This is a genomic window from Actinopolymorpha cephalotaxi, assembly GCF_013408535.1.
Taxonomy (GTDB): domain Bacteria; phylum Actinomycetota; class Actinomycetes; order Propionibacteriales; family Actinopolymorphaceae; genus Actinopolymorpha; species Actinopolymorpha cephalotaxi.
The window spans coordinates 6355546-6379149 of the sequence record NZ_JACBZA010000001.1 but is presented as its reverse complement, the minus strand read 5'-3'; the positions used below and the strand labels follow the sequence as shown (position 1 = coordinate 6379149).

Annotated in this window: 23 protein-coding genes; 10 read left to right on the top strand and 13 right to left on the bottom strand. The window is 71.2% G+C overall.

Annotated features, from left to right (window positions below):
- The first annotated feature begins 77 nt into the window (after window positions 1-77).
- Window positions 78-1274, top strand: a complete 1197-nt coding sequence (locus tag FHR37_RS28420; RefSeq protein ID WP_237768994.1) for a glycoside hydrolase family 76 protein — start codon at window positions 78-80, stop codon at window positions 1272-1274.
- An 84-nt stretch (window positions 1275-1358) separates the two neighbouring features.
- Here the strand turns inward: FHR37_RS28420 and FHR37_RS28415 are convergent, their stop codons facing one another.
- Both FHR37_RS28415 and FHR37_RS28410 read right to left on the bottom strand, forming a co-directional pair.
- A complete protein-coding gene (locus tag FHR37_RS28415; RefSeq protein ID WP_092886594.1) occupies window positions 1359-3161 on the bottom strand; it encodes a hypothetical protein in 1803 nt (600 codons plus the stop codon).
- A gap of 110 nt (window positions 3162-3271) precedes the next feature.
- A complete protein-coding gene (locus tag FHR37_RS28410) occupies window positions 3272-3823 on the bottom strand; it encodes a 2'-5' RNA ligase family protein (protein ID WP_092886596.1) in 552 nt (183 codons plus the stop codon).
- A gap of 17 nt (window positions 3824-3840) precedes the next feature.
- On the opposite strand from FHR37_RS28410, the gene FHR37_RS28405 reads away from it, so the two are divergent.
- Complete coding sequence (locus tag FHR37_RS28405) at window positions 3841-4491, top strand: histidine phosphatase family protein (protein ID WP_092886598.1); 651 nt, start codon at window positions 3841-3843, stop codon at window positions 4489-4491.
- A 22-nt stretch (window positions 4492-4513) separates the two neighbouring features.
- Here FHR37_RS28405 and FHR37_RS28400 read toward each other — a convergent pair whose 3' ends face one another.
- The gene (locus tag FHR37_RS28400; RefSeq protein WP_092886600.1) at window positions 4514-5410 is read right to left on the bottom strand and encodes an aldo/keto reductase; all 897 of its coding nucleotides are present in this window, start codon (window positions 5408-5410) and stop codon (window positions 4514-4516) included.
- Window positions 5411-5494: 84 nt separating this feature from the next.
- Here FHR37_RS28400 and FHR37_RS28395 point away from each other — a divergent pair, with 84 nt between their 5' ends.
- The 4 genes from FHR37_RS28395 (at window position 5495) to FHR37_RS28380 (ending at window position 10171) form a co-directional block, all read left to right on the top strand.
- Window positions 5495-6316, top strand: a complete 822-nt coding sequence (locus FHR37_RS28395) for an LLM class flavin-dependent oxidoreductase (RefSeq protein WP_092886602.1) — start codon at window positions 5495-5497, stop codon at window positions 6314-6316.
- A gap of 93 nt (window positions 6317-6409) precedes the next feature.
- Window positions 6410-8707 (top strand): glycoside hydrolase family 3 C-terminal domain-containing protein, encoded by a 2298-nt coding sequence (locus FHR37_RS28390; protein ID WP_092886604.1) that lies wholly within the window; start codon window positions 6410-6412, stop codon window positions 8705-8707.
- Window positions 8708-8861: 154 nt separating this feature from the next.
- Window positions 8862-9269 carry a VOC family protein gene (locus FHR37_RS28385; RefSeq protein ID WP_092886722.1) on the top strand — a complete coding sequence of 136 codons (408 nt, stop codon included), beginning with the start codon at window positions 8862-8864 and terminating at the stop codon, window positions 9267-9269.
- A 95-nt stretch (window positions 9270-9364) separates the two neighbouring features.
- Window positions 9365-10171 carry an SDR family oxidoreductase gene (locus FHR37_RS28380; protein ID WP_092886606.1) on the top strand — a complete coding sequence of 269 codons (807 nt, stop codon included), beginning with the start codon at window positions 9365-9367 and terminating at the stop codon, window positions 10169-10171.
- A gap of 29 nt (window positions 10172-10200) precedes the next feature.
- On the opposite strand, the gene FHR37_RS28375 is transcribed toward FHR37_RS28380, so the two are convergent.
- A complete protein-coding gene (locus FHR37_RS28375; RefSeq protein WP_092886608.1) occupies window positions 10201-10899 on the bottom strand; it encodes a haloacid dehalogenase type II in 699 nt (232 codons plus the stop codon).
- A 102-nt stretch (window positions 10900-11001) separates the two neighbouring features.
- On the opposite strand from FHR37_RS28375, the gene FHR37_RS28370 reads away from it, so the two are divergent.
- Both FHR37_RS28370 and FHR37_RS28365 read left to right on the top strand, forming a co-directional pair.
- Window positions 11002-11664, top strand: coding sequence for a ThuA domain-containing protein (locus FHR37_RS28370; RefSeq protein WP_092886610.1), 663 nt, complete (start codon window positions 11002-11004; stop codon window positions 11662-11664).
- A 49-nt stretch (window positions 11665-11713) separates the two neighbouring features.
- The gene (locus tag FHR37_RS28365; protein WP_092886612.1) at window positions 11714-12169 is read left to right on the top strand and encodes a VOC family protein; all 456 of its coding nucleotides are present in this window, start codon (window positions 11714-11716) and stop codon (window positions 12167-12169) included.
- Window positions 12170-12196: 27 nt separating this feature from the next.
- Here the strand turns inward: FHR37_RS28365 and FHR37_RS28360 are convergent, their stop codons facing one another.
- The 7 genes from FHR37_RS28360 to FHR37_RS28330 all read right to left on the bottom strand — a co-directional run bounded on the left by FHR37_RS28360 (window position 12197) and on the right by FHR37_RS28330 (window position 19891).
- Entirely contained in the window at window positions 12197-12667 is a 471-nt protein-coding gene (locus FHR37_RS28360; protein WP_092886614.1) for a MarR family winged helix-turn-helix transcriptional regulator, read from the bottom strand.
- The gene (locus FHR37_RS28355; RefSeq protein WP_092886616.1) at window positions 12660-13640 is read right to left on the bottom strand and encodes an SMP-30/gluconolactonase/LRE family protein; all 981 of its coding nucleotides are present in this window, start codon (window positions 13638-13640) and stop codon (window positions 12660-12662) included. Before FHR37_RS28355 ends, FHR37_RS28360 begins: the two co-directional genes overlap by 8 nt.
- Window positions 13641-13722: 82 nt before the next feature.
- A complete protein-coding gene (locus tag FHR37_RS28350) occupies window positions 13723-15012 on the bottom strand; it encodes an MFS transporter (protein ID WP_092886619.1) in 1290 nt (429 codons plus the stop codon).
- Window positions 15009-15602 carry a MarR family winged helix-turn-helix transcriptional regulator gene (locus FHR37_RS28345; RefSeq protein ID WP_202818285.1) on the bottom strand — a complete coding sequence of 198 codons (594 nt, stop codon included), beginning with the start codon at window positions 15600-15602 and terminating at the stop codon, window positions 15009-15011. The genes FHR37_RS28350 and FHR37_RS28345 overlap by 4 nt, the downstream gene beginning before the upstream one ends.
- 31 nt (window positions 15603-15633) lie before the next feature.
- Window positions 15634-17244: a DUF4185 domain-containing protein gene (locus FHR37_RS28340; RefSeq protein WP_092886621.1), complete on the bottom strand. Its 1611-nt coding sequence runs from the start codon at window positions 17242-17244 to the stop codon at window positions 15634-15636.
- A 422-nt stretch (window positions 17245-17666) separates the two neighbouring features.
- Window positions 17667-18773, bottom strand: a complete 1107-nt coding sequence (locus FHR37_RS28335) for a Gfo/Idh/MocA family protein (protein WP_175542704.1) — start codon at window positions 18771-18773, stop codon at window positions 17667-17669.
- A 5-nt stretch (window positions 18774-18778) separates the two neighbouring features.
- Entirely contained in the window at window positions 18779-19891 is a 1113-nt protein-coding gene (locus tag FHR37_RS28330) for a Gfo/Idh/MocA family protein (protein ID WP_092886625.1), read from the bottom strand.
- A gap of 298 nt (window positions 19892-20189) precedes the next feature.
- Between FHR37_RS28330 and FHR37_RS28325 the strand changes: the two genes are divergently transcribed.
- Window positions 20190-21182 carry a phosphatase PAP2 family protein gene (locus tag FHR37_RS28325; protein ID WP_092886627.1) on the top strand — a complete coding sequence of 331 codons (993 nt, stop codon included), beginning with the start codon at window positions 20190-20192 and terminating at the stop codon, window positions 21180-21182.
- Between the two features lie 270 nt (window positions 21183-21452).
- Here FHR37_RS28325 and FHR37_RS28315 read toward each other — a convergent pair whose 3' ends face one another.
- Together FHR37_RS28315 and FHR37_RS28310 are read right to left on the bottom strand one after the other, a co-directional pair.
- On the bottom strand, window positions 21453-21680 hold the full coding sequence (locus FHR37_RS28315; RefSeq protein WP_139239111.1) for a hypothetical protein: 228 nt from the start codon (window positions 21678-21680) through the stop codon (window positions 21453-21455).
- A 201-nt stretch (window positions 21681-21881) separates the two neighbouring features.
- Entirely contained in the window at window positions 21882-22616 is a 735-nt protein-coding gene (locus FHR37_RS28310) for a maleylpyruvate isomerase family mycothiol-dependent enzyme (RefSeq protein ID WP_175542705.1), read from the bottom strand.
- Window positions 22617-22755: 139 nt separating this feature from the next.
- Here FHR37_RS28310 and FHR37_RS28305 point away from each other — a divergent pair, with 139 nt between their 5' ends.
- The gene (locus FHR37_RS28305; protein WP_092886629.1) at window positions 22756-23391 is read left to right on the top strand and encodes a dihydrofolate reductase family protein; all 636 of its coding nucleotides are present in this window, start codon (window positions 22756-22758) and stop codon (window positions 23389-23391) included.
- The last annotated feature ends 213 nt before the right edge of the window (window positions 23392-23604 follow it).

Here is a 23604-nt window from a genome sequence, read left to right as displayed (position 1 = left end):
AGCAGCCGTTGACTTGTTGGTATATCCGGTGCACTTTGAGTCCCGTGCCAGGCGGCACATCGACTCGGAGGTTTCCCGTGACCCAGCATTTCAGCGCCCCGTCGCGACGGGCCGTCCTGCTCGGCGGAGTGGCCGCGGCCACGACCGCGGCGGTCGGCGCGGTGTCCACCCCTGCGTACGCCGACACGATTTCGACGGCGACCCTGAGCCGGTACGCCCGGCGCGCCCAGGCCAGCTACACCGCCCTGCAGAAGTACTTCTACGACCCCACGAACTCGCTCTACCTGGAGGAGTACCCGCACGCGGGCGGCAACGCGTACTCCTACGTCTGGCCGTTCTCCCAGGCGATGGTGGCGACCCAGGACATGGCCGGCCTTCCGGGAGTGGGCGCCCGGTACGCCGCCGACGTGCGGGACCGGTTCGCCGCGGTGGAGAAGTACTGGAACGACCAGACCGACCCGCCCGGCTACGACTCCTACCTGCGCCCGCCGCTCGGCCAGGGCGGTGACAAGTTCTACGACGACAACGAGTGGATCGGCCTGGCCGACCTGCAGCGGCACCTGATGACGGCCGGCGGGCACGCGCCCTCGCTGCGCCGCGCGGCTCAGATCTTCGACCTGGTGGTGTTCGGCTGGGACGACGACCCGACGCACCCGTGCCCCGGCGGGGTGTTCTGGACCCAGGCGCCCTGGAGCCAGGACCGCAACACCGTCTCCAACGCTCCCGGCGCCGAGGTCGGCCTGCACCTCTACCTCGCCACCAAGCAGCCGCGCTACCTCGAGTGGTCCACCCGGATGTACGACTGGACACGCACCTACATGCTGGCCCCGAACGGCCTGTACTGGGACCACGTCGACCTCGCCGGCAACATCCAGAAGACGCAGTGGTCCTACAACCAGGGCGTCATGATCGGTGCCGGTGCCCTGCTCTACCGCGCGACCGGCAACCGCGCCTACCTCGACCAGGCCGCCGACACCGCCACGAAGGCGCTCGCGTTCTACGCCGAGAACGAGCGCTACTTCACCCAGCCGGCCCGCTTCCACGCGATCTTCTTCGCCAACCTGCTGCAGCTGTCCACGCTTCGGCCGGACCCCGCGTACCGCCAGGCGATGCAGTGGTACGCCGACCAGTCGTACGCACGGTTCCGCGACGCCGGCACCGGCCTCTACCGGTTCGACGGCGCCAACCCGGTCACCCTGCTGGAGCAGTCGGGCATGGTCCGGATCGAGGCGATGCTCGGCTGGTCGCCCACCGACTACCGCAAGCTGACCTGACCGAAGTTCTTCCCAGGCCAGCTCACACCCCACGGCCGGGGCCGCACCAGCGGTTCTGTGCGGCCCGGCCCGTGCGGGTGTCAATCAGGAGTTGGCGAACCGCTCGTAGTTGCCGCGGTCGCGTTCGCGGCCGAAGGCGACGTTCTTGATGGTCACACGTGCGCGGCGATCAGGGCAGAAGTTCGGTGAGTTGTCGTCGCGTACGTACGTCGTGGCGTTCCACACACCGTCGCCCGTGGGCCAGCCGCGGATGGAGAGGTAGTCGCCCCAGCGGCCCGACGACGAGCCCTCCTCGAACGTGCACCCGCCGCCGTGACCGCGGAGGAAATAGTTCACCGAAGGGATTCTCGGGCTGAGGTCGTCGAAGACCCCGACCATCCCGCCGGGGAAGACATGACGTCTGCCGGTACCGCCTCCGAAGCTGTCGACCAGGCCGACGTGGCCACGGCCGTCCGGTGCGAGCGAGGCATACACGTGAGCGACGTCCTTGCTGTAGACGTCACGGTTGTCGAGCACGCGAAGATCGGACTCGCGAAGCTTGGTGATCCTCGTGTAGGGGAACGGACGCCTGGCGCCGTACTGCCGAGCACTCCAGGAGAACCACAGATATCCGTTGCCGCGGGCGGCGCCGAGCACGTCGCTGTCGACGAACTCGCACCAGTTGTTGACCTTGCCGTCCTCGCTCGCACAGTTCGGGTCGACGGCGCCGCTCGCCGGTGAGATGTGGATGTACGGCGGCACCCGCCGGTCCACGGTCCGCACGACACGGGTGTTCTCGGGCCAGACGAGCATGCGCAGGTTCCGCCCCTGACCGACGGCCGGGCTGGTCGATGCGGCGTAGGCGACATCGGTGATGCCCTGCGCCACCCGCGGCAGCCGCAGATCGGTCCGCAGGACCACGTCGTAGTGGGCGGGCCGGCACCTGGCCAGGTCGTTCAGCGATATCCGGGCCACCATCGCGAGCGGCACCACCGTGTAGCCACGGTCCTGCACCCGGATGAAGCGCGAGGTCAGATAGAGGTAACGGGTTCCGACTACCAGGTCGTTGAAGTCGAAGCTCTCGTCCTTCGGCCGTCCGAAGGTTCTCGGGGTGATGACGTACGGGCACCAGTGGACGAAGTCGCCGCCCGCGGAGTTGGCCAGCGTCAGGTGGTCGAAGCCGGGCCCACCGAGCAGGCTCGGAAGGTACTGCAGAATCCAGTACTGACGGTTGCGCCCGGGGTCGTAGGCGGTGACCTGGTCGCAGCAGAAACCCGGACCGAACAACGTGAACGGGTCCAGGCCGGTCCACGTCGCTCCGCTGTCCCGGGAGAACTCCGCGTGGTAGTTGCCGGTGGCGAAGATGTTCCGTCCGGACTGGTCCGTGCTGGGCTCGGAGGCGGCACCGGTTCGGCCCGTGGTGACGGGAACCGTCGTGTTACGAAAGACCGACAGCCTGTCCGGACCTCGCGGGCCCTCGCCACGATGTTCACCTACCGGCCGGGACACCGTGCGCACAGGCAGCCCGGGGGGCCCCGGAAGCGGAGGGCCGAGTTCGTCGGACACGTCCGGCCTCGTGACCGGTCGTGCAACGGCAGTCGGGGTCGACCCCTTCTGCCGTCCTTCGTCGTCGGCGTCGCCGGAATGTGTGCGGCGATACTTCTGCGTCTGCGGATCCGCCGAGGGCGAAGGCGGATCCGGAGCAGCCTTCGCCGCGCCGGTGTCCGCCACAACTGGAACGGCCGGCTTAATGACTCCGCTCCGGGCGAGCTGCGGGCCGGGGGTCGCCGGCCGGGCCGCGTCGTGGGAGTCGCCCCCGCCGGCTGGTTGGCTCGCCATGACGGATTTCCCGACGACGAACAGGGCGAGTACGACGACGGCCACGAGCAGCAGGCGACGTGTGCGCATCCCACAATCCCCCCGGATCTGCCGCCACAGCACGTGTCGCCCTCGTCATTCCGCAGGCAGCGGGACTCAAACTCGTGCCAACGGCAACCTCACCCAAGCGAACGGTTGCCTCAGGGCCGGCCGAGAGGAAGCTCGGCGACGGGGCGCCACGACTGCCACGACCCCGGCTCCGGCGACCCGCAGATGACCTGTGCCGCGGCCACCTCCGTGCTGATCGGGAGGTGGCCGCGCACGTGTTCGGCTGCCTGGCGGAGTTCGGCTGCCGGCGCACCGTCGCCGACGGTGAGATGAGGCACCACCTCGGCGAACGCACCGCCGTACGGCGGAAACTCCGGGAAGCGTTCGCACACCGCGGCGGTCAGCTCGGCGAACGCCCGGGCCGGTTCCGGAGCCAGCCACACCACCTGGTCGCCGAACCACTCGACGCGGGCGAAGGTGGCCCGGAAGGACGCGACCGTGCGGATCGCCTCGCCCGCCCTGGCCAGCACCGCAGCGTCGATCAGCTCCGGCGGGACGAACGGGTAGAGGACCGTCACGTGCGCGGGGACGCCCCACGCCGCGGACGGGTCCAGCCGGGACCGGAGGTGACCCACCACCGGCTCCGCCTCGCGCACCGCCACGATCACCGCGCTCTCGCTCGGCGGTGTCCGGGTCGACGGCATGTGAGCAGTATGGATCGATGAAGCAGCTGATCTTCGCCCGCCACGGGGAGAGTCACGCGAACCTGCTGAACGTGTTCGCCAACCACGAGCCGAGTCCCCCGCTGACAGACCGCGGCCGCGAGCAGGCGACGGCGCTCGCCCATCGGCTGGCGGGCCGGACAACGATCGGCATCTACACGAGTCCGTTGCTGCGGGCCGTGCAGACCGCGCACATTGTGGGTGACGCACTCGGTGCGCCCGTCGTCGTCTCCGACGCCCTCCGCGAGTTCGACGTCGGCTGCTACGAGGGAAGCGGCGAACCCGCGCACTGGCGCGAATACGACGAGGTCCTGCTCGCCTGGCTTGCGCGCGGCGAGGGCGACCGCCGGGTGGGCGGCGGCGAGAACCTGCACGAGATCCGGGCGCGGTTCCGGTCCCTGGTCGACGAGCTGACAACCGGGCTGACAACCCGGGAGGGTACGACTGTCCTGGTCGGTCACGGCGGGTTGTACCGCTGTACCCTGCCTGCCGTCCTCGCCAACGTCACCCCTCGCTGGACGCTGGCACATCCGCTCGCCAACACCGAGACCGTGACGACGCGGCCACATCGGGGCCGGCTGGTCGCCGTCGCCTGGGGAGATCTCGCCGTCGATCCGAGCGACGTACTCGACGAACCGGCCGATCCATAGGCCGCTCGAAGTCAGCCCGGAGTCAGCCGAGGACGGCGAGCTCGTCGGCGGTGAACCGCAGCGCGCCGGCGGCCACGTTGTCGGCCAGATGCGACGGGTCGCCGGTGCCCGGGATCGCCAGCACGTGCGGACCCTGGTGCAGGGTCCAGGCCAGGCGTACCTGATGCGGAGTGACACCGTGCGCGCGGGCGACGGCCCGCACCGCCGCGCTGTGGTCGGACGTCGCGCCCGCCTCGCGTTCGGCGCCGGCGATGGCGAAGAACGGCACGTACGCGATCCCCCGCTCCTCGCAGGTGCGGACGAGCTCGTCCTCCTCGCGCTTGTAGTCCAGGCCGTAGGGGTTCTGTACGCAGACCACGGGTGCGATGGCCTGCGCCTCGTCAAGGTGGTCCTGACGTACGTTCGACAGGCCGAGGTGCCGGATCAGCCCCTCGTCACGCAGCCGCGCCAGCGCGCCGAACCGCTCCGCGATCGAGTCGTGCCCGGCCTTCTTGATGATGCGGAGGTTCACCAGGTCGAGGTGGTCGCGGCCGAGCCGGCGGAGGTTCTCCTCGACCTGGCTGCGCAGCTGCGCCGACGTGGTCGCCTGGTAGAAGCCCTTGTCCGGGTCGATGCCGGGGCCGACCTTGGTGGCCACCACCAAGTCGCCGGAGTACGGCGAGAGCGCGTCCCGGATCAGCTCCGTGGCGTACCTCGCCGGTCCGGTGCCGACGCCGAGCGTGCCGCCCGGTGACACGTAGAACGCGGCGGTGTCGAAGTGGTTCACGCCCAGCTCGGCCGCCCGGCGCAGCACGGCGAGGGCACGGTCGCGGTCGGGGTCGGCGGTGATCCGCATCGAGCCGAAGCCCATCCGGTTGACGGTGACGTCGCCGAGCTTCCAGGTGCCCGCGGCGGCCGCGGTGATCTCCTCGGATCGCATCCGCCGACCATACCTTCCGCGACACCTGGGGTTATTCTGAATTTCGTATGATACTGTTCTCGTACGATCTTCGGAAGGTTCACCATGACCACACGCACGTTCCGCTTCGGTGCCGCCGTCGCGTTCACTCCCGACGGCTCGTCCTGGCTCGCCATCGCCCAACGCATCGAACGGCTCGGCTACGCCACCATGCTGATGCCCGACGGGCTCTGGGTGCCGGCGCCGTTCGTCGGCCTGAGCGCGGCCGCCGCGGCCACCTCGACCCTCCGCCTCGGCACGCACGTTCTGGCCGCGCCCCTGCACGCGCCCGCCGCGGTCGCGCACGAGACCGCCACCCTCGACCTGTTGTCCGACCACCGCTTCGAGCTCGGTCTCGGCGCCGGCCGACCGCAGGCCGCCGGCGAGGCGGAGCGACTCGGCCGGAAGTTCGGCGGCGCGGCCGAGCGGGTGGGGCAGGTCGCCGAGACGATCACCGCCGTGCGCCGGCAGTTCGCCACCAGCGGGCGGCCGGCACCGCGGATCCTGCTCGCCGGCATCGCGCCCCCGCTGGTCGAACTCGCCGCCGCCGAGGCCGACACGCTCGCGCTGCCTCTTCCCCACCACGTGAACGAGGACGCCCTCGCGGCCAAGGTCGCCGAACTCCGCGCCCTCGTCGGCAGCCGGCTGGACGAGCTGGAGCTGGCGGCCAACGTCCTCGTCGTCGGCGACGGTGACGTGCCCGAGGCGATGCGCGCACTGGTCCGCGACCTGCCGGCCGACTCCTTCAGCAGGCTCCGCGGCACCCCGCGGGAGATCGCCGACACCCTGCTCCGGCGCCGGGAGCAGCTCGGCATCTCCTACGTGACGATCGCCCAGCACTCCATCGAGGACTTCGCCCCCGTCGTGGAGCTCCTCGCCGGTACCTGAGGCAACCGGCCGAGGAGACGCGGGGCCGGCGGGGGTGGGCGGGGTTACAGTGCCAGCACGACGGCCCCAGCCCACGGCCCCCAGGGAGGCACCATGTCCGAGTCGTACGGTTCCCTCCCGCCCGCGCCGGGCGCGCCGCCCGCGGTCGGCGAGCTCACCCTGGAGGAGAAGGCCGCCCTGGTCAGCGGTTCGGACTTCTGGCACACCACGCCGGTGGAACGCCTCGGGATCCCGGCGATCATGGTCTCCGACGGCCCGCACGGCCTGCGTACCCAACTGTCGGAAGCCGACCACGTCGGCCTGACCGGCAGCGTCCCGGCGACCTGCTTCCCGCCGGCGGCAGGCATCGCCAGTTCCTGGAACACCACGCTGATCGAGACCGTCGGCCGGGCGCTCGGCACCGAGGCGCGCCGGTGGGGCGTGTCCGTCGTCCTCGGCCCCGGCGTCAACATCAAACGGTCCCCGTTGTGCGGGCGCAACTTCGAGTACTACTCCGAGGACCCCTTCCTCGCCGGGCGGCTCGGCGCGGCCCTCGTCCGCGGCGTGCAGAGCCAGGGCGTCGGCACGTCGGTCAAGCACTTCGCCGCCAACAACCAGGAGGACGACCGGCTCCGGGTGAGCGCCGAGGTGGACGAGCGCACGCTGCGCGAGATCTACCTGCCGGCCTTCGAGCACATCGTGCGCACCGAGCAGCCGTGGACGGTGATGTGTGCGTACAACAAGGTCAACGGGACCTACGCCTCCGAGCACCACTGGCTGCTGACCACGGTGCTGCGGGAGGAGTGGGGGTTCACCGGGCTGGTCGTCTCCGACTGGGGCGCGGTGCGCGACCGGGTTCGCGCGCTGGCGGCCGGGCTGGATCTGGAGATGCCGCCGAACCTCGAGCTCAGCCCGGCCTCCGTGGTCGCCGCGGTACGCGACGGACGGCTGGCGGAGTCCGTACTCGACGGCGCGGTGGCCCGGGTGCTGACCCTGGTGGACCGGTCGACGTCCGCGGGGTACGCGAACGGCGAGCCGGTCACCTTCGACGAGAACGAACACCACCGGGTGGCCCAGCTCGCCGCGCTGGAGTCCGCGGTCCTGCTGAAGAACGAACGCGGAGCGCTGCCGTTGCGTACGGAATCGGGGGCCACGGTCGCGGTCGTCGGCGAGCTCGCCCGCACGCCACGCTTCCAGGGCGGGGGCAGCTCCGAGGTCAACCCGACCCGGGTGGACGTGCCGGTGGAGGAGTTGCGCGACCGGCTCGGGCCGGACGCCGAGGTCGTCTTCGCCGCGGGCTACGACCTGGCGGGTGACGCTGCCGGGGAGGAGCGGCTGCGGGCGGAGGCCGTGCGGGTCGCCCGCACCGCCGCCCGGGTGGTGGTGTTCCTCGGCCTGCCGGCCGCGGAGGAGTCCGAGGGCTTCGACCGTACGCACCTGGACCTGCCGGCCGGCCAACTGGCGCTGCTGGCAGCGCTGCGGGAGGCGACCGACCAGCCGCTGATCGTGGTGCTGTCCAACGGGTCCGCGGTCCGCACCTCCACCTGGGACGGCGAAGCCGACGCGATCCTGGAGAGCTGGCTGTCCGGGCAGGCCGCGGGTGGCGCCGTCGCCGATCTGCTCACCGGCCGGGCCAACCCGTCCGGGAAGCTGGCCGAGACGATTCCCGTACGCCTGGAGGACAACTCGTCGTACCTCAACTTCCCCGGCGACAGCGGCGTCGTGCGCTACGGCGAGGGCGTGTTCGTCGGCTACCGCGCGCACGACCGGGCCTCGCAGGAGGTCAGCTACCCGTTCGGGCACGGGCTGTCGTACACCACGTTCGACCTCGGCGACCTGACCGTGCGCACCGCCGGCTCGGTGGCCGGTGACGACCTGGCGGTCGAGGTGTCGGTGACCGTGACGAACACCGGGCCACTCACCGGCGCGGAGGTCGTCCAGGTCTACGTACGCGACACCGAGTGCTCGGTCGCCCGGCCGGTGCAGGAGCTGAAGGGCTTCGCCAAGGTCGCGCTGGAGCCCGGCGAGAGCCGCACGGCCACGGTGACGCTGGACCGGCGGGCCTTCGCGTACTGGTCGATTCGGCACCACGACTGGGTGGTCGAGGCGGGCGACTTCGAGATCGCGGTCGGCACGTCCTCGCGCGACCTGCGCGCGGCCGCCACGATCCGGCTGGACGCCCCGTCACTCGCACTGCCGCTGGCCGGCGACTCCACCCTCGCCGAGTGGCTGGCCGACCCGCAGGGGTCCGAGCTCCTGCAGGGCCTCGACCTGCCGATCCTGCTCGACCCGGGGCTCGTCCGGGTGGTGGGCACGATGCCGATGAGCACGCTGGCGTCCTTCCCCGGTCTCGGGCTCGACCACGCCACCCTCGCCGACCTCGTGAGCAGGCTGGACCGCGCCGCCGGGTGAACCGCGCCGCTGGGTGAACCGCGCCGCTGGGTGACGGCCCGCGCGACGCCTTCGCGGGTTCACCGTCGTTGGGGGTGGTGGCCGCTAGTCTGCGAACGCCGTCCCGCAGAGCTGGGCGCATGCCGTGAAGAAGGCCGGAATCAAGGAGGATCCCATGGCCTCTCGACTCAACCCCTACGTCAGTTTCCCCGGCAACGCCCGGGAAGCGATGGAGTTCTACCAGCGCGTCTTCGGTGGCAATCTCGCCATGAGCACGTTCGGCGAGTTCGGTACGCCGGACATGCCGGGCTCGGACAAGATCATGCACGCCATGCTGGAGACGGACGACGGCTTCACCCTCATGGGCGCGGACAACCCGCCGGGTGAGGAGTACCGGCCGGGCAACAACATGACGGTGAGCCTGAGCGGAGACGACGCCGACACCCTGCGCGCCTGCTGGAAGCAGCTGTCCGACGGAGGTCAGGTGGCCGTCCCGCTGGAGAAGCAGATGTGGGGCGACGAGTTCGGCATGTGCATCGACCGGTTCGGCACCCCGTGGATGGTCAACATCGCCGGGAGCTGATCCAGCGGTACGTCACCCACACCCCGGCGGCTGCCGGACCTCACCGGCGAAACGCGGTTGCCCTGTCGTCGGCCGGTCCACCACAATCCTGCGGGATGAGCCACAGCGAACGAACGACCCACGCGTCCACCGAACCCGACGGTCCCGGGGTGAACCGGCCGCTGGCTCTGGTCACCGGGGTCGGCCGGACCGTCGGCATCGGCGCGGGCATCGCCCGCCGGCTCGCCGACTCGGGCTGGGACATCGCGTTCACGTACTGGACCCCCTACGACCAGCGCATGTCCTGGGGCGTCGAGACCGGCGCGACGCAGGCGATCACCGACGATCTCGCGGGGCGCGGCGCGGCCACGGCTGCCATCGAGGCGGACCTGTCCGATCCGGAGGCTCCGACGGCGGTGTTCGACGAGGCCGAACGCCGGCTCGGCGGCGTCACCGCCCTGGTGATGTGCCACTGCGAGTCCGTCGACTCCGGGTTGCTCGACACCACCGTCGAGAGCTTCGACCGGCACTTCGCGGTCAACGCGCGCGCCACCTGGCTGCTGATCCGCGAGTACGGCCGGCGCTTCACCGGCGAGCACGGCACCGGCCGGATCGTCAGCCTGACCAGCGACCACACCGTCGGCAACCTGCCCTACGGCGCGAGCAAGGGAGCGCTCGACCGGATCACGCTCGCCGCCGCCCACGAGTTCGCCCACCTCGGCGTCAGCGCCAACGTCGTCAATCCCGGCCCGGTGGACACCGGCTGGATGAGCGACGAGATCCGGGTGAGCGGCATCCGGCAGACGCCGCTCGGCCGCCTCGGCACGCCGCAGGACACCGCGAACCTCGTCGACTTCCTGTGTTCGCCGCGCGGCCAGTGGATCAACGGCCAGCTCCTGCTGAGCAACGGCGGCTTCGCCTAGGACAACCCCTCGGGACGCGGCCTGATGCGCTAGCCCAGACACCGGTCGAGCTGTCGTGCCAGGTCGGCCAGGCCGTCGGCGTGCAGGTCGAACTCGTCCGACGGCGCGGGCGGGTCACCGACGGGCCGGGCGACGTAGGCGGTGCGCAGGCCGAGTTGCTGCGCACCGCGTAGGTCCCAGGCGTGCGCGGCGACCATCAGCAGCCGCTCCGGCGGCCGCCCGGAGACGGTGACCGCCAGCTGGTAGACCGCCGGGTCCGGCTTGTAGGTGCGGGCGTCCTCGGCGGACAGCGCCTGGTGCCACCTCAGTCCCGCGTGGGCGTCGAGCTCCAGCAACGCCGTACGGCTGGCGTTGGACAGCCCGATCAGCGGAAACCGTTCGGCGAGCGCGGAGAGCCCGGCCACGGTGTCGGGCCACGGCGGAAGCCGGCGTCCCGACCGGGCCAGCCTTGCCACCGCGGCCGGGTCGTCGGCACCGCCGGCGGCGTCGGCGACCAGCCGGGCGGCCTCGTCGTCGAGGACCTCGGTGGTGACGTACTCCCGGTCGCCGTCGAGCACGCGCCGCTGCTCGCGCTCGATGTGCTGCTGCCACAGCGACAGGAGCTGCTCGACCCCGGAGTCCTCCAGGGACGGGGCGAGCTCACGGATGCCGGCGCGAAGACCCGCGGGCTCGTCCACGAGCGTGCCGAGTACGTCGAACACCAGGGCGTCGATCTCCAGCTCTGCCATGACCTCGACCCTAGGCATCGCTCTGGCCAACCCGGCCACCGAGGTTCCGAAGTGTGACGCCGACGAGCCGGGTGAGGCTGCGCAGACCGTAGGGTCGCGGACATGACCAGGCTGTTGGTGTTCTCGCGTACGACCGGCTACCGGCACGAGTCCATCGAGGAAGGGGTCGCCGCGCTGCGCGACCTGGCCGCGGAGGCGTCGGTCGACCTCGACCACACCGAGTCCGGTGACGCGTTCACCTCCGCCAACCTGAGGAGGTACGCCGCGGTGGTGTGGCTGCAGAGCTCCGGGACCGGCCTGCTGGACGCCGACCAGCGGCAGGCGTACGAGGAGTTCACCGCGGAGGGCGGCGGATACGCCGGGGTTCACCTGGCCTCCGCGGCCGAACAGGACTGGCCCCTGTACGACCGGCTGGTAGGCGCGCGTTTCACCTCCCACCCACGCGAGCTGCAGACCGCGCGCATCCAGGCCGAGCGCACCGACGACCCCGCCACCAAGCCGTTGCCCACGCCGTGGTCGTGGCACGACGAGTGGTACGCGTTCGACACCAACCCGCGGGGGACCGTCGAGGTGCTGGCGACCGTGAACGAGGACGACTACGACGTCGGCTCCTCCGGGATGGGTCCCGACCACCCGATCTGCTGGCGTACGCAGGTCGGCCGGGCGAAGGCGTGGTACACCTCGCTCGGGCACGCGCCGGTGGCGTACGAGGACGAGACGTTCCGCGCCCACCTGTGGGGCGGCGTCACCAGCGTCCTGAGGTAGGTCCGGTCGCGGAAGCAGGCATGTCGGAGGTGCCTGGCATGCTCCGGCCATGGAGATGGCGTTGCTACTGACGATCGACTGTGCCGACCCGCGCCGGATGGTGGCGTTCTGGAGCGAGGCGCTGGGATACATACCCGAGCCGCCGCCGGGCAGCCACGCCACCTGGCGGGAGTACTGGGCAGCCATGGGCGTGCCCGAGGAGGAGCTGCCGCCGGGAGCGGGTGACACCCCGGAGTCGATCGTCGATCCCGCGGGGCACGGACCCCGGATGTGGTTCCAGAAGGTGCCCGAGCCCAAAGCCACCAAGAACCGCATCCACCTCGACCTGAAGGTCGGCGGTGGGCGCGACGTTCCGTTGGCGGTCCGCAGGCAGCGGGTCACCGCCAAGGTGGAGCGACTGGTCGAGGCCGGCGCGAGCGTGGCGCGGATCAACGACGCGCCGGACATGGGGCACTACGCCGTTCAACTGCAGGACCCCGAAGGCAACGAGTTCGACGTCTTCTAGAACGCAGCTCAGCGCAGCTTGTGCCGCTCAGGACGTGGCGACTGCTCGGACCGCGTCATCCAGGCCGGCGAGCACGTCCCGCACTCCCTCGGCCTCGTCCCGGCCGCCGAGCTCGGCGGTCAGCGCGGCCACCACCCGCCGCATCCTCGGCCGGCACTCCTCCAGCCGCGCCCGGCCGTCGTCGGTCAGCGCAACCACATGGGAACGCCCGTCGCGGTCGCTGCGGGTGCGGGCGATGTCGCCGCGCCGTTCCATCGCCGCGAGATAACCGGACAGCGTGGGCAACGGCAGCCCGAGCGTCCGGCCGAGCTCACTCGGGGTCTGCTCGCGTTGCCCGAGCTGGCCGTAGACCGCGTATTGCGCGGGGGTGACGCCGGTCGGCTCCAGCGCGGCCGTCAGCAGACCACCGAGATGTTGCTGGAGGACGAACAGGTCGAGGACGACGTTGCCGCCGCGCTGGTCCAGTACGCGAGGCCGTCCGGGCCGGCGCTCACTCACCGCACGCGGGGTCGGCCACGGCGCTCACCGTGTACGGCGGCTGCCCGGGCCGGTGGTCGCCCTGGCTGTTCACCACGTACAGCCGGCACCGGTAGCGGGCGAGGGTGGTGGGCAGGTCGAACGCCTGTCCGTCCGCGTCGGTGAGGATCTGGTGGGTGACGGTTCCCGACCGCAGCTCGGGATCGAGGTCGGCGACGTAGACGCCGTTCGGCGCGCCGTAGTTGAGCACCGCGTACAACCGTCGGCCGGCCAGCACCATGCCGTCGGCGCCGAAGCTGTGCCCGCCGAGGTCGACCTGCTCGACGGCGCGGGTGGCGACGTCGATCCGCCAGACCGCCTCGGTGCCGTTCGAGGCGACCAGCACCGTGTCACCGGCCGCGTCGGCCACGATGCCGTTCAGCAGCCAGTACTGCGCGGGGAACTGCGGGAACGCCGAACGGATGTCAACCCAGGGTTGCAGCGGTCCGGGCCGACCGTGCCGGATGGCTGCGCGGTAGACGATCGGGTTGGCCCAGTCGGTGACGTACACCGCGTCCCGCGTGAGGGCGAGGTCGTTCAGGTCGGCCGCCCCGAGCGGTCCGTCAGGCGCGCCGCGGGTGGCCAGCAGCCGGCCATTGCGCGAGTGGACGGTCAGCGTGCCGGCGCCGACCGACCACACCCGCCCCGACCTCTCGGTGTGCACGCCGCGCGAACTCGGCCGGTCGACCGTGCCGACGGCGAACGGATGCATCGCCGGCATCCGCACGTCGCCCGCGAACAGCCCGCCGGTGGCGTCCGACGACACGTACATACGGCCGTCGCGGTGCACCGCGACGCCCTCCGGCACCACGCCGGGCTCCTCGGACACGACGTAGGTGTCCGGCAGCCGCGGCGGACCGTGCCGGGTGGCCGCCTGGGCCGGCGGCGCCGCGCCGAGGCCCACCGTCAACGCGACCAGAGAAGCCGTCGCCCACCGCGGGAATCGCCTTGCCATGCGGGACTCCGTTCGCCACGACCACGGACCAGTCCGTCGAACAAGTTCGAGATCGAAGTAGTTTCGGAGCAGCATGGCGGAGTCACACCGCCGTGCGCAACCCCTCCCCGGGCTCGCCGGACTCTTCAGGCTCCCCGGCCACGTCGGCCGTCGGGGAGAACCTCCGCAGGCTCCGGTTGGTGGCGGCGACCCCGGCCACACCGGCCACACACATCACCCCGCCGGCCACGAGGGCGAAGGTCGCCGAGGTCACGTCGCCCACGAGGCCGGCCCGGAAGTTGCCGACGTCGGGCCCAGAGGCGCCGACGATGAGCTCGACGGCGCTGACCCGCCCGCGATGGGAGTCCGGCGTCGCCAGCTGGACGATCGATCCGCGCGAGATCACCGAGAAGGTGTCCGCCGCGCCGGCCACCGCCAGGCAGCCGAGTGCGAGCCAGAGGTACGGCGCAAGCCCGAATCCCGCCAGGCCCACGCCCCACACCCCCGCGGTCACCAGCATCACCACACCGGGCCGGCCCGACCGCGCGACCCGCCCGGACACCGCACCCGCAACCACACCGCCCACCGCGATCGCGGTGAAGAACAGCCCCAGCGTCTCCGGGCGGCCCCCGAACCGCTCGGCGTTCACCACCGGGAACAACGCGATCGGCATGGCCAGCACGGTGGCGAAGACGTCGGTGAGGAACGCACCACCCAACGCCGGTCTGGTCGCGATGAACCGCCAGCCCTCCCAGACCGTACGGATGCCCGGGCGAGCGGGCAGGCCCACCGGCCGCATCGCCGGGAGCCCGCGCACGCCGTACAGCGCGGCGAGGAAGGTGATCGAGTCCACCAGGTAGCAGACCCCGATTCCGGCGTGCGCGATGACCAGGCCACCCAGCGCCGGGCCGCCGAGCATGGCGAACTGGAAGCTGACATGGGACAACGCCACCCCGGCGGTCACCTGTTCGGCGGGCAGCAGCCGCGGCACGAACGTACGCCGCGCCGGCGCACCCAGCGCGCCGCCCACGCTCTGTACCGCCACGAGGACCAGCAGGACGGCGTACGAACGCAACTCGGTGAAGGCCTGCACCGCCAGCATCACCGCGACGCCCAACTGCCCGACGGTCGTGAGCAGCACGAGGCGACGGCGGTCGACCGCGTCCGCCAGCGACCCGCCGACCAGCCCGAACACCACCATCGGCACCGCCCGGACGAGGCCGAGCGCCCCGACCGCCGCCGGGCTGCCGGTCAGCTCCCACACCTGGTAGAGCACCGCCACCATGGTCAGCTGCCCACCCAGCCCGGACAGGGTGGTGCCCACCCACAGTCGCCGGAACGCCGGGCTGGACCGCAGCGGCCGGGTGTCGAGGAACCCGTCGAGGAAGCTCACCGCGCGCCGTCCTCGTCGGCGCCCTCGCCCAGGGCCGCGGTGTCCAGGTGCGCGGCGATCCGGTCCTTGAACGGCCGCCGGGCCAGCGCGGCCTCCAGGTCGTGGACCACCTGGCTCAGCGGGTACGGAATCTCGGCCTCGAGGTCGGCGACCGCCTGCTCGGTGGCCCGCCACTCCGCCTCCAGGAACGGCAGCACCTCACGGGCGCGCGCCGTCACCGCCACCTCGCGGGTGCGCGCGTCGGCGCCCGGCGTACTGCGGACGAACCCTTCCCGGCGCAGCACCGCCACCGTCTGGCTCATCGCGGAGTGGGTGCGGTCGAGCGCGTCGGCGAGCGCCCGGATCGTCATCGGGCCCTCACGGCCGAGCCGGATCAGTGGTCTGGTGAACCGCGGCCGGATCCCGGTCACGCCGCGCTCGGTGTAGAGCGCGGCGATCTCGTCGTCCATCGCGGCCAGCAGCGCGTACAGCGGCCGCCAGTGGCTCACCTCGGTGGGATCCGGACGCTGCTGCACCGAGCTGGGGGCAGGCTGAGCGGCCTTCCGGGCAGGCTTTCGGGCGCGGTCACCCGCGGGCGGTGGAGGGACCATGCCCGAAACTATAACAGCGCTTATATATTTCCTACAGTGCCACGAGCGACACCTCGTCGACCTGCACCCAGGCGTCGGCACCCGCGCCCCAGAAGCCGGCGAAGACCTCGACGTCGGCGTTGTCGCCGGGGTCGAAGTCCACGCTCACCTTCGTGTAGCCGCCCAGGTGCCCGAACGACGTCCGGGCGAGTTCCCCGCTCCTAGCGCGCACGCCCAGCGCCCCGTCCGGCACGTCGCGGGCGGAGGTCCGCACCCAGGCGGTGAGCCGGTGCCGGCGATTCGGCCGCAATACGACCGCCTGGGTGAGGGCGTTCCAGCCCTGCGCCGCGCGCACGTACCCGTTGTTCTTCCCGGCGTACGACTGGCCGCCGTCCCGGTCGATGCCGCCCTGGCCGCAGACGAACCACGGCACCCGCACCTGCCGGTCGGGCTGTTCCTCGAAACCGGGGTCGCTGAGCAGGTTGGCGGTGTCCACTGCCCGGTCGAGCGTGGTGCGCATGAGGAAGACGTTGTACGGACCCCACTGCGACATCGCGAAGTACAGGTCCCGGTCACCGGAGGCCGCCGACCACGGGTGCATGAACGGCGCGTACAGCGCGGGGTACTCCCCGCCCTCGCCGCCACGGACGACCACCCGCGCACCGCTCCATGGGCCGGTGATGTCCGGCGCCTCGCGCATCACGATGGCCGCGCGGTACTCGTCGAGGTACATCATCAGCCAGCGACCGAGATGTTCGTTGTACAGAACGGACATCTCTCCCGACGGTGCCGCGACCACGGGAACGGCGTCGGCCTCCCGGGCGCTCCAGCCGCGCGCGTTCCAGTACCTCCAGGCGCTCAGCTCCAGCATTCGGGCCTCGGGCACGCGGGCCAGGTGGATGTCGTACAGCCGGCCGCTGCCGGTGCCGAACAGGTAGACGAACCCGTCGTGGCGTACCAGCGAACCCAACTGGAAGCCCCGTCCCCACAGCGGAGCGGAGTTCTGCCAGCGGACGTTGCTCTTGGTCCAGTTCTGCCCGTTGTCGTCGGAGTACGCGATGCCGCCGTAGTTGGTGTTCCACGGCCCCCAGTTGTTCTGGGAGAAGTAGTGCAGGAACTGCCGCTTCCCGACGCTGACACCGGAGTTCGGGATGACGGTGATCTCGTCGTTGTCGACCTTCTTCGAGGCCAGCAGTTCCTTGGCGTGCCCGGGCCGGTCGACCACCATGTCGTCGAACGTCATCCCGTCGGACAGGTCGTGGTCGGAGGATCGGGCGAGGACGTTGGAACGCCAGTCCTGCCCGAACTGCCCGCCGCCGACCTGGCCCTCACCGAAGGTGTCGCCGAACGCCATCAGCACCTGGCCAGAGCCGTTGTCCCACATCGCGCCGAGGTCGGTCCCCATCACCTGGTAGCGGGTGTCTGTGTCGTTGACGGAGCCGGGGCCGGTCAGCTTGGCGACCAGGTCCGCGAGGGTCGGGCCGGGCACGCTCGGGCCGGGAGCCAGCATCGGGGCGGCGGCGCCCAAGGCCTTCGGCGTCGGCTGGCCGCCGGGTCCGCCGGGACCGCCGTCTGGGCCCTCGGCGTTGGCCACCTGCGGGCCGGCGACCGCGGCCAGCGGACCCGCCAGCGCGGCCGTGGTGAGAAGTGTCCTGCGTCGCATAGCCCCGGCTCCCGTTCCCGCTTCAGCGGCCAGAAATCGATTTCACATTGGCCGGAGGCTAGGAGCCCTCTCGCGACGCCGTCAACGAACCACCCTCCGCTGACCGCACCCGGTCATCGCCACGTCCGCGAACCGGTTCGAGGTGCCCCTCCCGCGAGCCGAACACGAGCGCCGTTCCTCCGCGGAAGAATCGCGCGCCACAGGTGTGCCACGAGGCAGTGTGGAAGCCCGGGTGGGCAGGACACCCGTCAGGTTTCACGCTTGCCGCTCGGCTCGTTCTCTCTTCGCGGAGCGTGAAGACCGACGGGGGCTCTGGCCACCCGCTGCTTTCACCCTCCGCCGAACGACCGGCCACATCACAGGGCGCCGGGATTCTTCCGCGGAAGAATCCCGGCCGGCGGAGGCTGCCGGGCGTACGCCGGTCAGTCGTGCGCCCAGGGCTGGCGGGTGGTGCGGATCCGCGTCCCCGACGCCACGGCCTCCGCGACGACCAGGCCGAGATAGTGGTCCTGGCACGCGTCCGCGAGTGAGTAACCACCAGCCGGCTGCCCTCCGGCACCGATCCGTGCGGCCATCCGGGTCAGGCAGGTGGCGATCGCGATCTCCTCGTCGGGCAGCCGCGCCGGCGCGTACGGGTTGGCGTACACCCGACGGTCCCCGGCATACAGCGCCCGCAGGTGGAATCCCTCCAGGTCGCCGCCGAGTCCGGTCTGCTGACGCGTGAACGACGTCTGCACCGGCGCGTCCGGGTCGGCCTGCGGCAGGTAGGTCAGCCGGTCGTCGATCACCTCGCCGCGTTCACCGCGGACGACGATCCGGTTGCCGAGAATCGGGTGGAACCACTGCCCGTCGGTGAAGTCGTAGACGCCGAGCCGGCCCCCGAAGTCCAGCGTCGCGATCACCTGGCCGGCGTCCGCGAGCTCGTCCCGCACGGGCCAGCCGTCGCGGTCGGGACCGCGCTGGAGCCGGTTGGTGAAGGCGGTTCCGGCCACCTCCGCGTCGGCGAAACCGACGTCCAGCAACGTACGCAGCACCGCGATCGCGTGGTAGGTCTGGGTGGCCGACAGGTGCGCCGAGGTCACCGTGCCGAGCAGGCCCGAACGGCACACGGCCACCCGCGCGGCGTACTCCGGAAGGAACGGATACTGCTCGGCGACCTCCACGATCGCGGTGTCCCCGACCGCGTCCCACAGCGCCCGCATCCCGTCCAGGTCGGGCGCCGGCGGCGTCTCGCTCAGCACCGGAACGCCGCGTTCGCTCAGTTCCACCACGAGGCCGGGGTTGGCCGCCCACGACACCGACGTGACCACGAAGTCCGGCCTTCCGTCGTCCAGCAACGCGTCCACCGAGTCGAACGTCGGTACGCCGAAGCGTTCCCGGAGCTCCTTCGCGCGTTCGGCTCGGCGGGCGACGACGCCCGCGACGCCGAAATGGTCCGGCAGCGCGGCGGCGATCCGGAGGTAGAACTCCGTCCGCCAGCCGCTGCCGACCACGCCGAAGGTGGTTCTCGTGGTGTTCGTGGGAGTCATGGTGGTCATCGTGCCTCCAGCCGGCGGCCGTCGCGACCGCCGCCCTCGCCGGGATACGGCGTACCCGGGTCCCAGTCCGGCACCTGCGGCGGTGCGAACTCCGGCGGCACGAACTCCGACAGCGGGAACGTCACCACACACCGGTGCCGGTGCGAGAGGTACGCCGCCTCGCACAGCTCCAGCGCCCGCAGCGAGGTGTCCGCGACCGTGTAATCCTGCTCTGCCTCGTCGATCTGGCGGGCCAGTTCCTCCAGGTGCACCTGGTGCGGCGAGCGGTCCGCCTCGGGGATCGGGCCGACGTCGGCGGGTCCCGCGCCGGCGACGATCCGGTAGCCGTTCTCCCAGCCCCAGAACTCCACCAGCCCGTCGGTGCCGACAACGCGGAACAACGTGTCCTTGCCGGGACGGCTCTGCGCGACATAGTCGCCGCTGTGCAGGACGACCCGGGCACCGCCGCGCGTCCACGCGTACGTCACCGCCTCGGTCTCCACCCGCATACCGTCGCGGAACGTCCGGCTGGAGGTGTCGCAGGTCGCGAGCACGCCGGCGAACGGGTCGGCGCCGAGCAGGTTGACGGCGTACTGGAACCAGTGGATGCCGGCGTTGATGATGTCCCAGCCGGCGCACTCGATCTCCACCAGCCGGACCTCGCCGATGTCCCCGGCCCGCACCCGGCGCAGGATCTCCAGCGAGGTCGGCCGGGCGACCAGCCCGTGTGGGACGGCGAGCGGCGTCCCGCTCCGGCGCACCGCGTCGACGATCCGCCGGCCCGCCGCGGCCGTGTCGCCGAGCGGCTTCTCCACCAGCAGGCCGCGTGGACGCGTCGCCAGCGCAGCCAGCGCGATCTCCTCGTGGGTGGGGGCGTAGGTCGACACGCACACGACGTCGATCGCGTCGCCGGTCCCGGCGGCCGCGGCCGCGTCGGCGAGCAGCTCGCGATAGTCGGCGTAAGTGCGGATCCCGGGGTGTTCCGCTGCGAGCGTGTCCCGGACGTCGGGCCGCAGGTCGCACGCGCCCACCAGCCGGAACCGGTCCGAGGCGGCGAGCGCGCGGACGCTGAGCATCCCACCGGCACCGCATCCGATCACCGCGGCGGAGTACACCGGCCGGTCGTTCATCGCGCCCCCTCACCGCCGGACCTCGGGCGGGCCCGGCGTGCCGTACGTCGACGATTCATGCGTACGCCAGCCTGCCAACCAGCCGGCAGCCGAGGGGCCGGCGCGACCGCAACCGGCCCGCCCGGCCGACGCTCCCGCCGCCAGATGGCCGATAGCGGTCAGGCCACACGCGTGACCCGGGCCCGGGTTCGTCGTTACTGCAGAAGTGCCGGGCCCGTGGTGGGCCTGTCGGTTCCCCCGTACCGCCGGGCGCCCGCGGGCTCGGCACCTCCACGACAACGAACGGAAGGCTGACCAGATGCAGCGCCTCGTCAAGGGTCTGGTCGCCGGATGGCTGCTGGTGCTCGTGCTGGCACAGGCGGCCGTACTCGTACTCGTGTGGTGGATCTTCATCCGCACACCACACGGTCAGGTCCTGGACGCGAGCGTTCTCCGAGCGAGCGACATGGGCCGGGACCGGGTCGACGGACTCGTCACCGTCGTACTCGACGCTGTCTCGCTGGCGTCCCTCGTGGTGGCGACGGCCGTCGTCGCGTTCATCGCCGTCGTCCGCCGCCGGATCCGGCTGGCGCTGGTCGCCACCGTGCTGGTCGCGGGCGCGAACCTCACCTGTCAGGTTCTCAAGGACTACCTGATCGACCGGCCCGACCTCGGGATTCCCGGCACCAACATCGGCGCCCCCAACAGCATGCCGAGCGGGCACGTGACGGTGGCCGCGTCCATCGCCGTCGCCGCCGTACTGGTCCTTCCGCCGCGGCTACGTGGCCTGGCCGCGATCCTCGGCGCGGTCTACGTCTCGCTCACCGGGATCGCGACGTTGTCCGCGGGGTGGCACCGGCCGAGCGACGCCCTGGCCGCGCTCCTCATCGTCGGGATCTGGGCCGCCGCGGCGGGATACCTGCTCATCCTCGGGCAACGGCACGAACCCGTTCGCGAGCCTTCCAACCCTCACCACCGCACCGTGGCCGGCCTCGCCCTGGTGGGCGGCGCGTTCCTGGTGGTCGCCGTGCTTGCCATCGGGCTCGCCGACCGAGGCGGGTTGACCCCGCCGGTCGACCTCCACCCGGGCCAACTCGCCGGCGCGTACGTCGGTGGGGTGAGCGGTGTCGCCGGGGCGACCTGCCTCGCGCTGGCACTGGTGCTGTCGACGTTGCATCGCGTCGTCCCCGACCTCGAGCGGCCGGGCCTGGTCGAGACACTCGTGGAGAACCTGCGCCCTGGGACTCCCCCGACCGGCGTGGTCGCCTCGGCGGCTGACGGTGTGGCGAACACGCCGGGTCGGGAGAACTGAGACCTAAGGACCTTCGAATACCTATCCGAGACTCAGCGACGGGATCAGCGCCAGCAGGAGTCCGAGCCCGAAGAGAACCGCCGCCGCAATTCGTGCAATGCGGCTGGCTCCGCGACGCAGGAAATGGGCCAGAGCGGCGGCGAACAAGCCGGCAAAAAGAAGTACGACCAGTGTTTGACTCATTACGTCTCGCTTTCCTGCAGCATATTTCGGGGAATTGAGACCGGGCACCTTCCGAGGTGACCGGCGGCCGGATCGAACAGTGAGACATCACCTGTCCACGACGGACCGGACAGCGCTGACATCCCTTGCGTGGCGGGCGAAAACCCGTTCGGGAGGGGACGCTTCGTGCTCGATGAGCAACGCTTCGGCAGCGCCTCGATCAAATGCCGCACGGGCTTCTTCGGACTGGTCCCAGCTGTCGTATCCGTCGAACTCGTGCGGTGCCCGCCCAAGGCGTTCGTCCACCAATTTGTCATACGTCGGCGTGTCACTCATCGGTCCTGCTCCTTTGCCCTGGAAGGGCTCGGCCAAAGGTCCGCTTTTCCGGATCGGAACAGGTTAGCCATATCTCGGTCTTAGCGCACGACGAGAGCGGTGCGACAACAGATTCATCGCACCGATCTCACTGGTGAACTACTCGATGTGCCCGTACTGACCACTGGCCGTGTTCCGGGCGTCCCCGCGACGAGTCGTACGTCAGTCGGTGGAGGCCAGCGAGCGGAACGCGGCGACCCGCTCGGGCTGGTCGGTGGGGAGCGCCACCCGGCCGTAGATCCACAGCATCAGGTCGGCGACCGTGCCGGAGACGGCGGCCGGGCCGTCCGCGCCCGGAGTCCACGTCAGCGCCGCGGTGGGATCGGCCTGGGACACCGTCCACGACCGGTCGAGGTCGGTGGCGGTGAGCACGAGCGGCCCGGCCAGCGTGCGCCCCAACCGCGCGATGTCGTCGGCGTCTGCCAGCGAGCAGGTGAGGAACTCCTCGATCGCGTCCGCCGCCACCTCCGGGCGCACCGCCCAGGCGGCGCCGGCCGCGTTCGCCGCGTCCCAGTGGTGCACCGCCGCCTCCTGCACCTGGTGGCGGGTGATGAAGCCGATGTCCCGGCGGCCGGGGAACCAGGTCCACACCGGTGCGTCCTGATCGGCCCTGCCGAGCACGTCGACCAGCTCGGCGGCACCCCGCTCGAACGTCGCGACCAGCTCGGGCCGGTCGGCGCGGGCCGGTCGCCGGGTCCCCTCCGGCGGCGCGTCCAGCCGCTCGGCTGCGATGGTCCGCCAGAACCAGTGCACCTCGGTCAGGTGCTCCACGAGATCGGCGACGTCCCAGTCGGGACAGTGCTCGACCCGGGCATCCAGGTTGTCGCGTACGGCGGCGGCGAAGCCGGTGGAGTGCTCGGCGATGGCAGTCAGGCAGGCGTCGGTGGAGAGCGTCATGGCGCCACACCCTAGAGGTCGGTGCCGACAACGGCATCGAACTTTTCCCGAGGCTTCTCCGGACGGATGTCGAATCCGGGCGACCCGGATCGAAGGGTCGCTGAGGGGACCGGCCCCTCCATCGAAGAAGGAGATCGCCATGAAGCTCACAGTGCACACGTTCCTCACCGTCGACGGCGTCATGCAGGGCCCCGGAGGCGTCGAGGAGGACCCCAGCGGCGGCTTCACCCGCGGCGGCTGGCTGGTGCCCCACGCCGACCAGGACATGGGCAGGATCGTCGACGGATGGTTCGCCCGCGCCGAGGCGATCCTGCTGGGCCGGACGACGTTCGTGATGATGCGCGACTTCTGGAAGCAGATCACCGACCCGGACAACCCCGCCGCCACCGCGCTCAACGGACTGCCCAAGTACCTCGTCTCGAGCACCGTCACCCAACCGGACTGGAACGACACCACCGTGCTCCCCGGCGGCGACGCCGTGGCGCGGATCGCCCGGCTGAAGGAACGTCCGGGCGGGGAGCTCCAGGTCCACGGCAGCTGTGCACTCGCCCGTACGCTGCACGAGGCCGGCCTGGTCGACGAGTACCGCCTGCTGACGTTCCCGGTCGCCGTCGGGACCGGCAAGCGCCTGTTCACCGCGCAGGCTCCCGCCACCGGCTTCCGCCTGGTGGAGTCCGCCACCACGAGCACGGGCGCGACCTACGCCGCACTGGCCCCGGCGCCGTTCACCACTGGCGGGATCGATGCCGTGGACGGCAAGGAGCAACTCGTCTGAAGGCAGTGAAGGCAGCAGGAAGCCCGAACCTCTCCAACCGGCACAAAGCTGCCGTCGAGGTCCGCGTGATCTGACCCGAACCCCTGCCAGGACTCGTCTTTCCCGCGACGGAAGCGTAGAACTGTGCAGGGGCGAACACCCGGTCGGGGCAGGTGGGATCCCCTGCCTTCGCATAGATGACAAGTTCGGCTTGACAGTCGATCCGGTACGTAA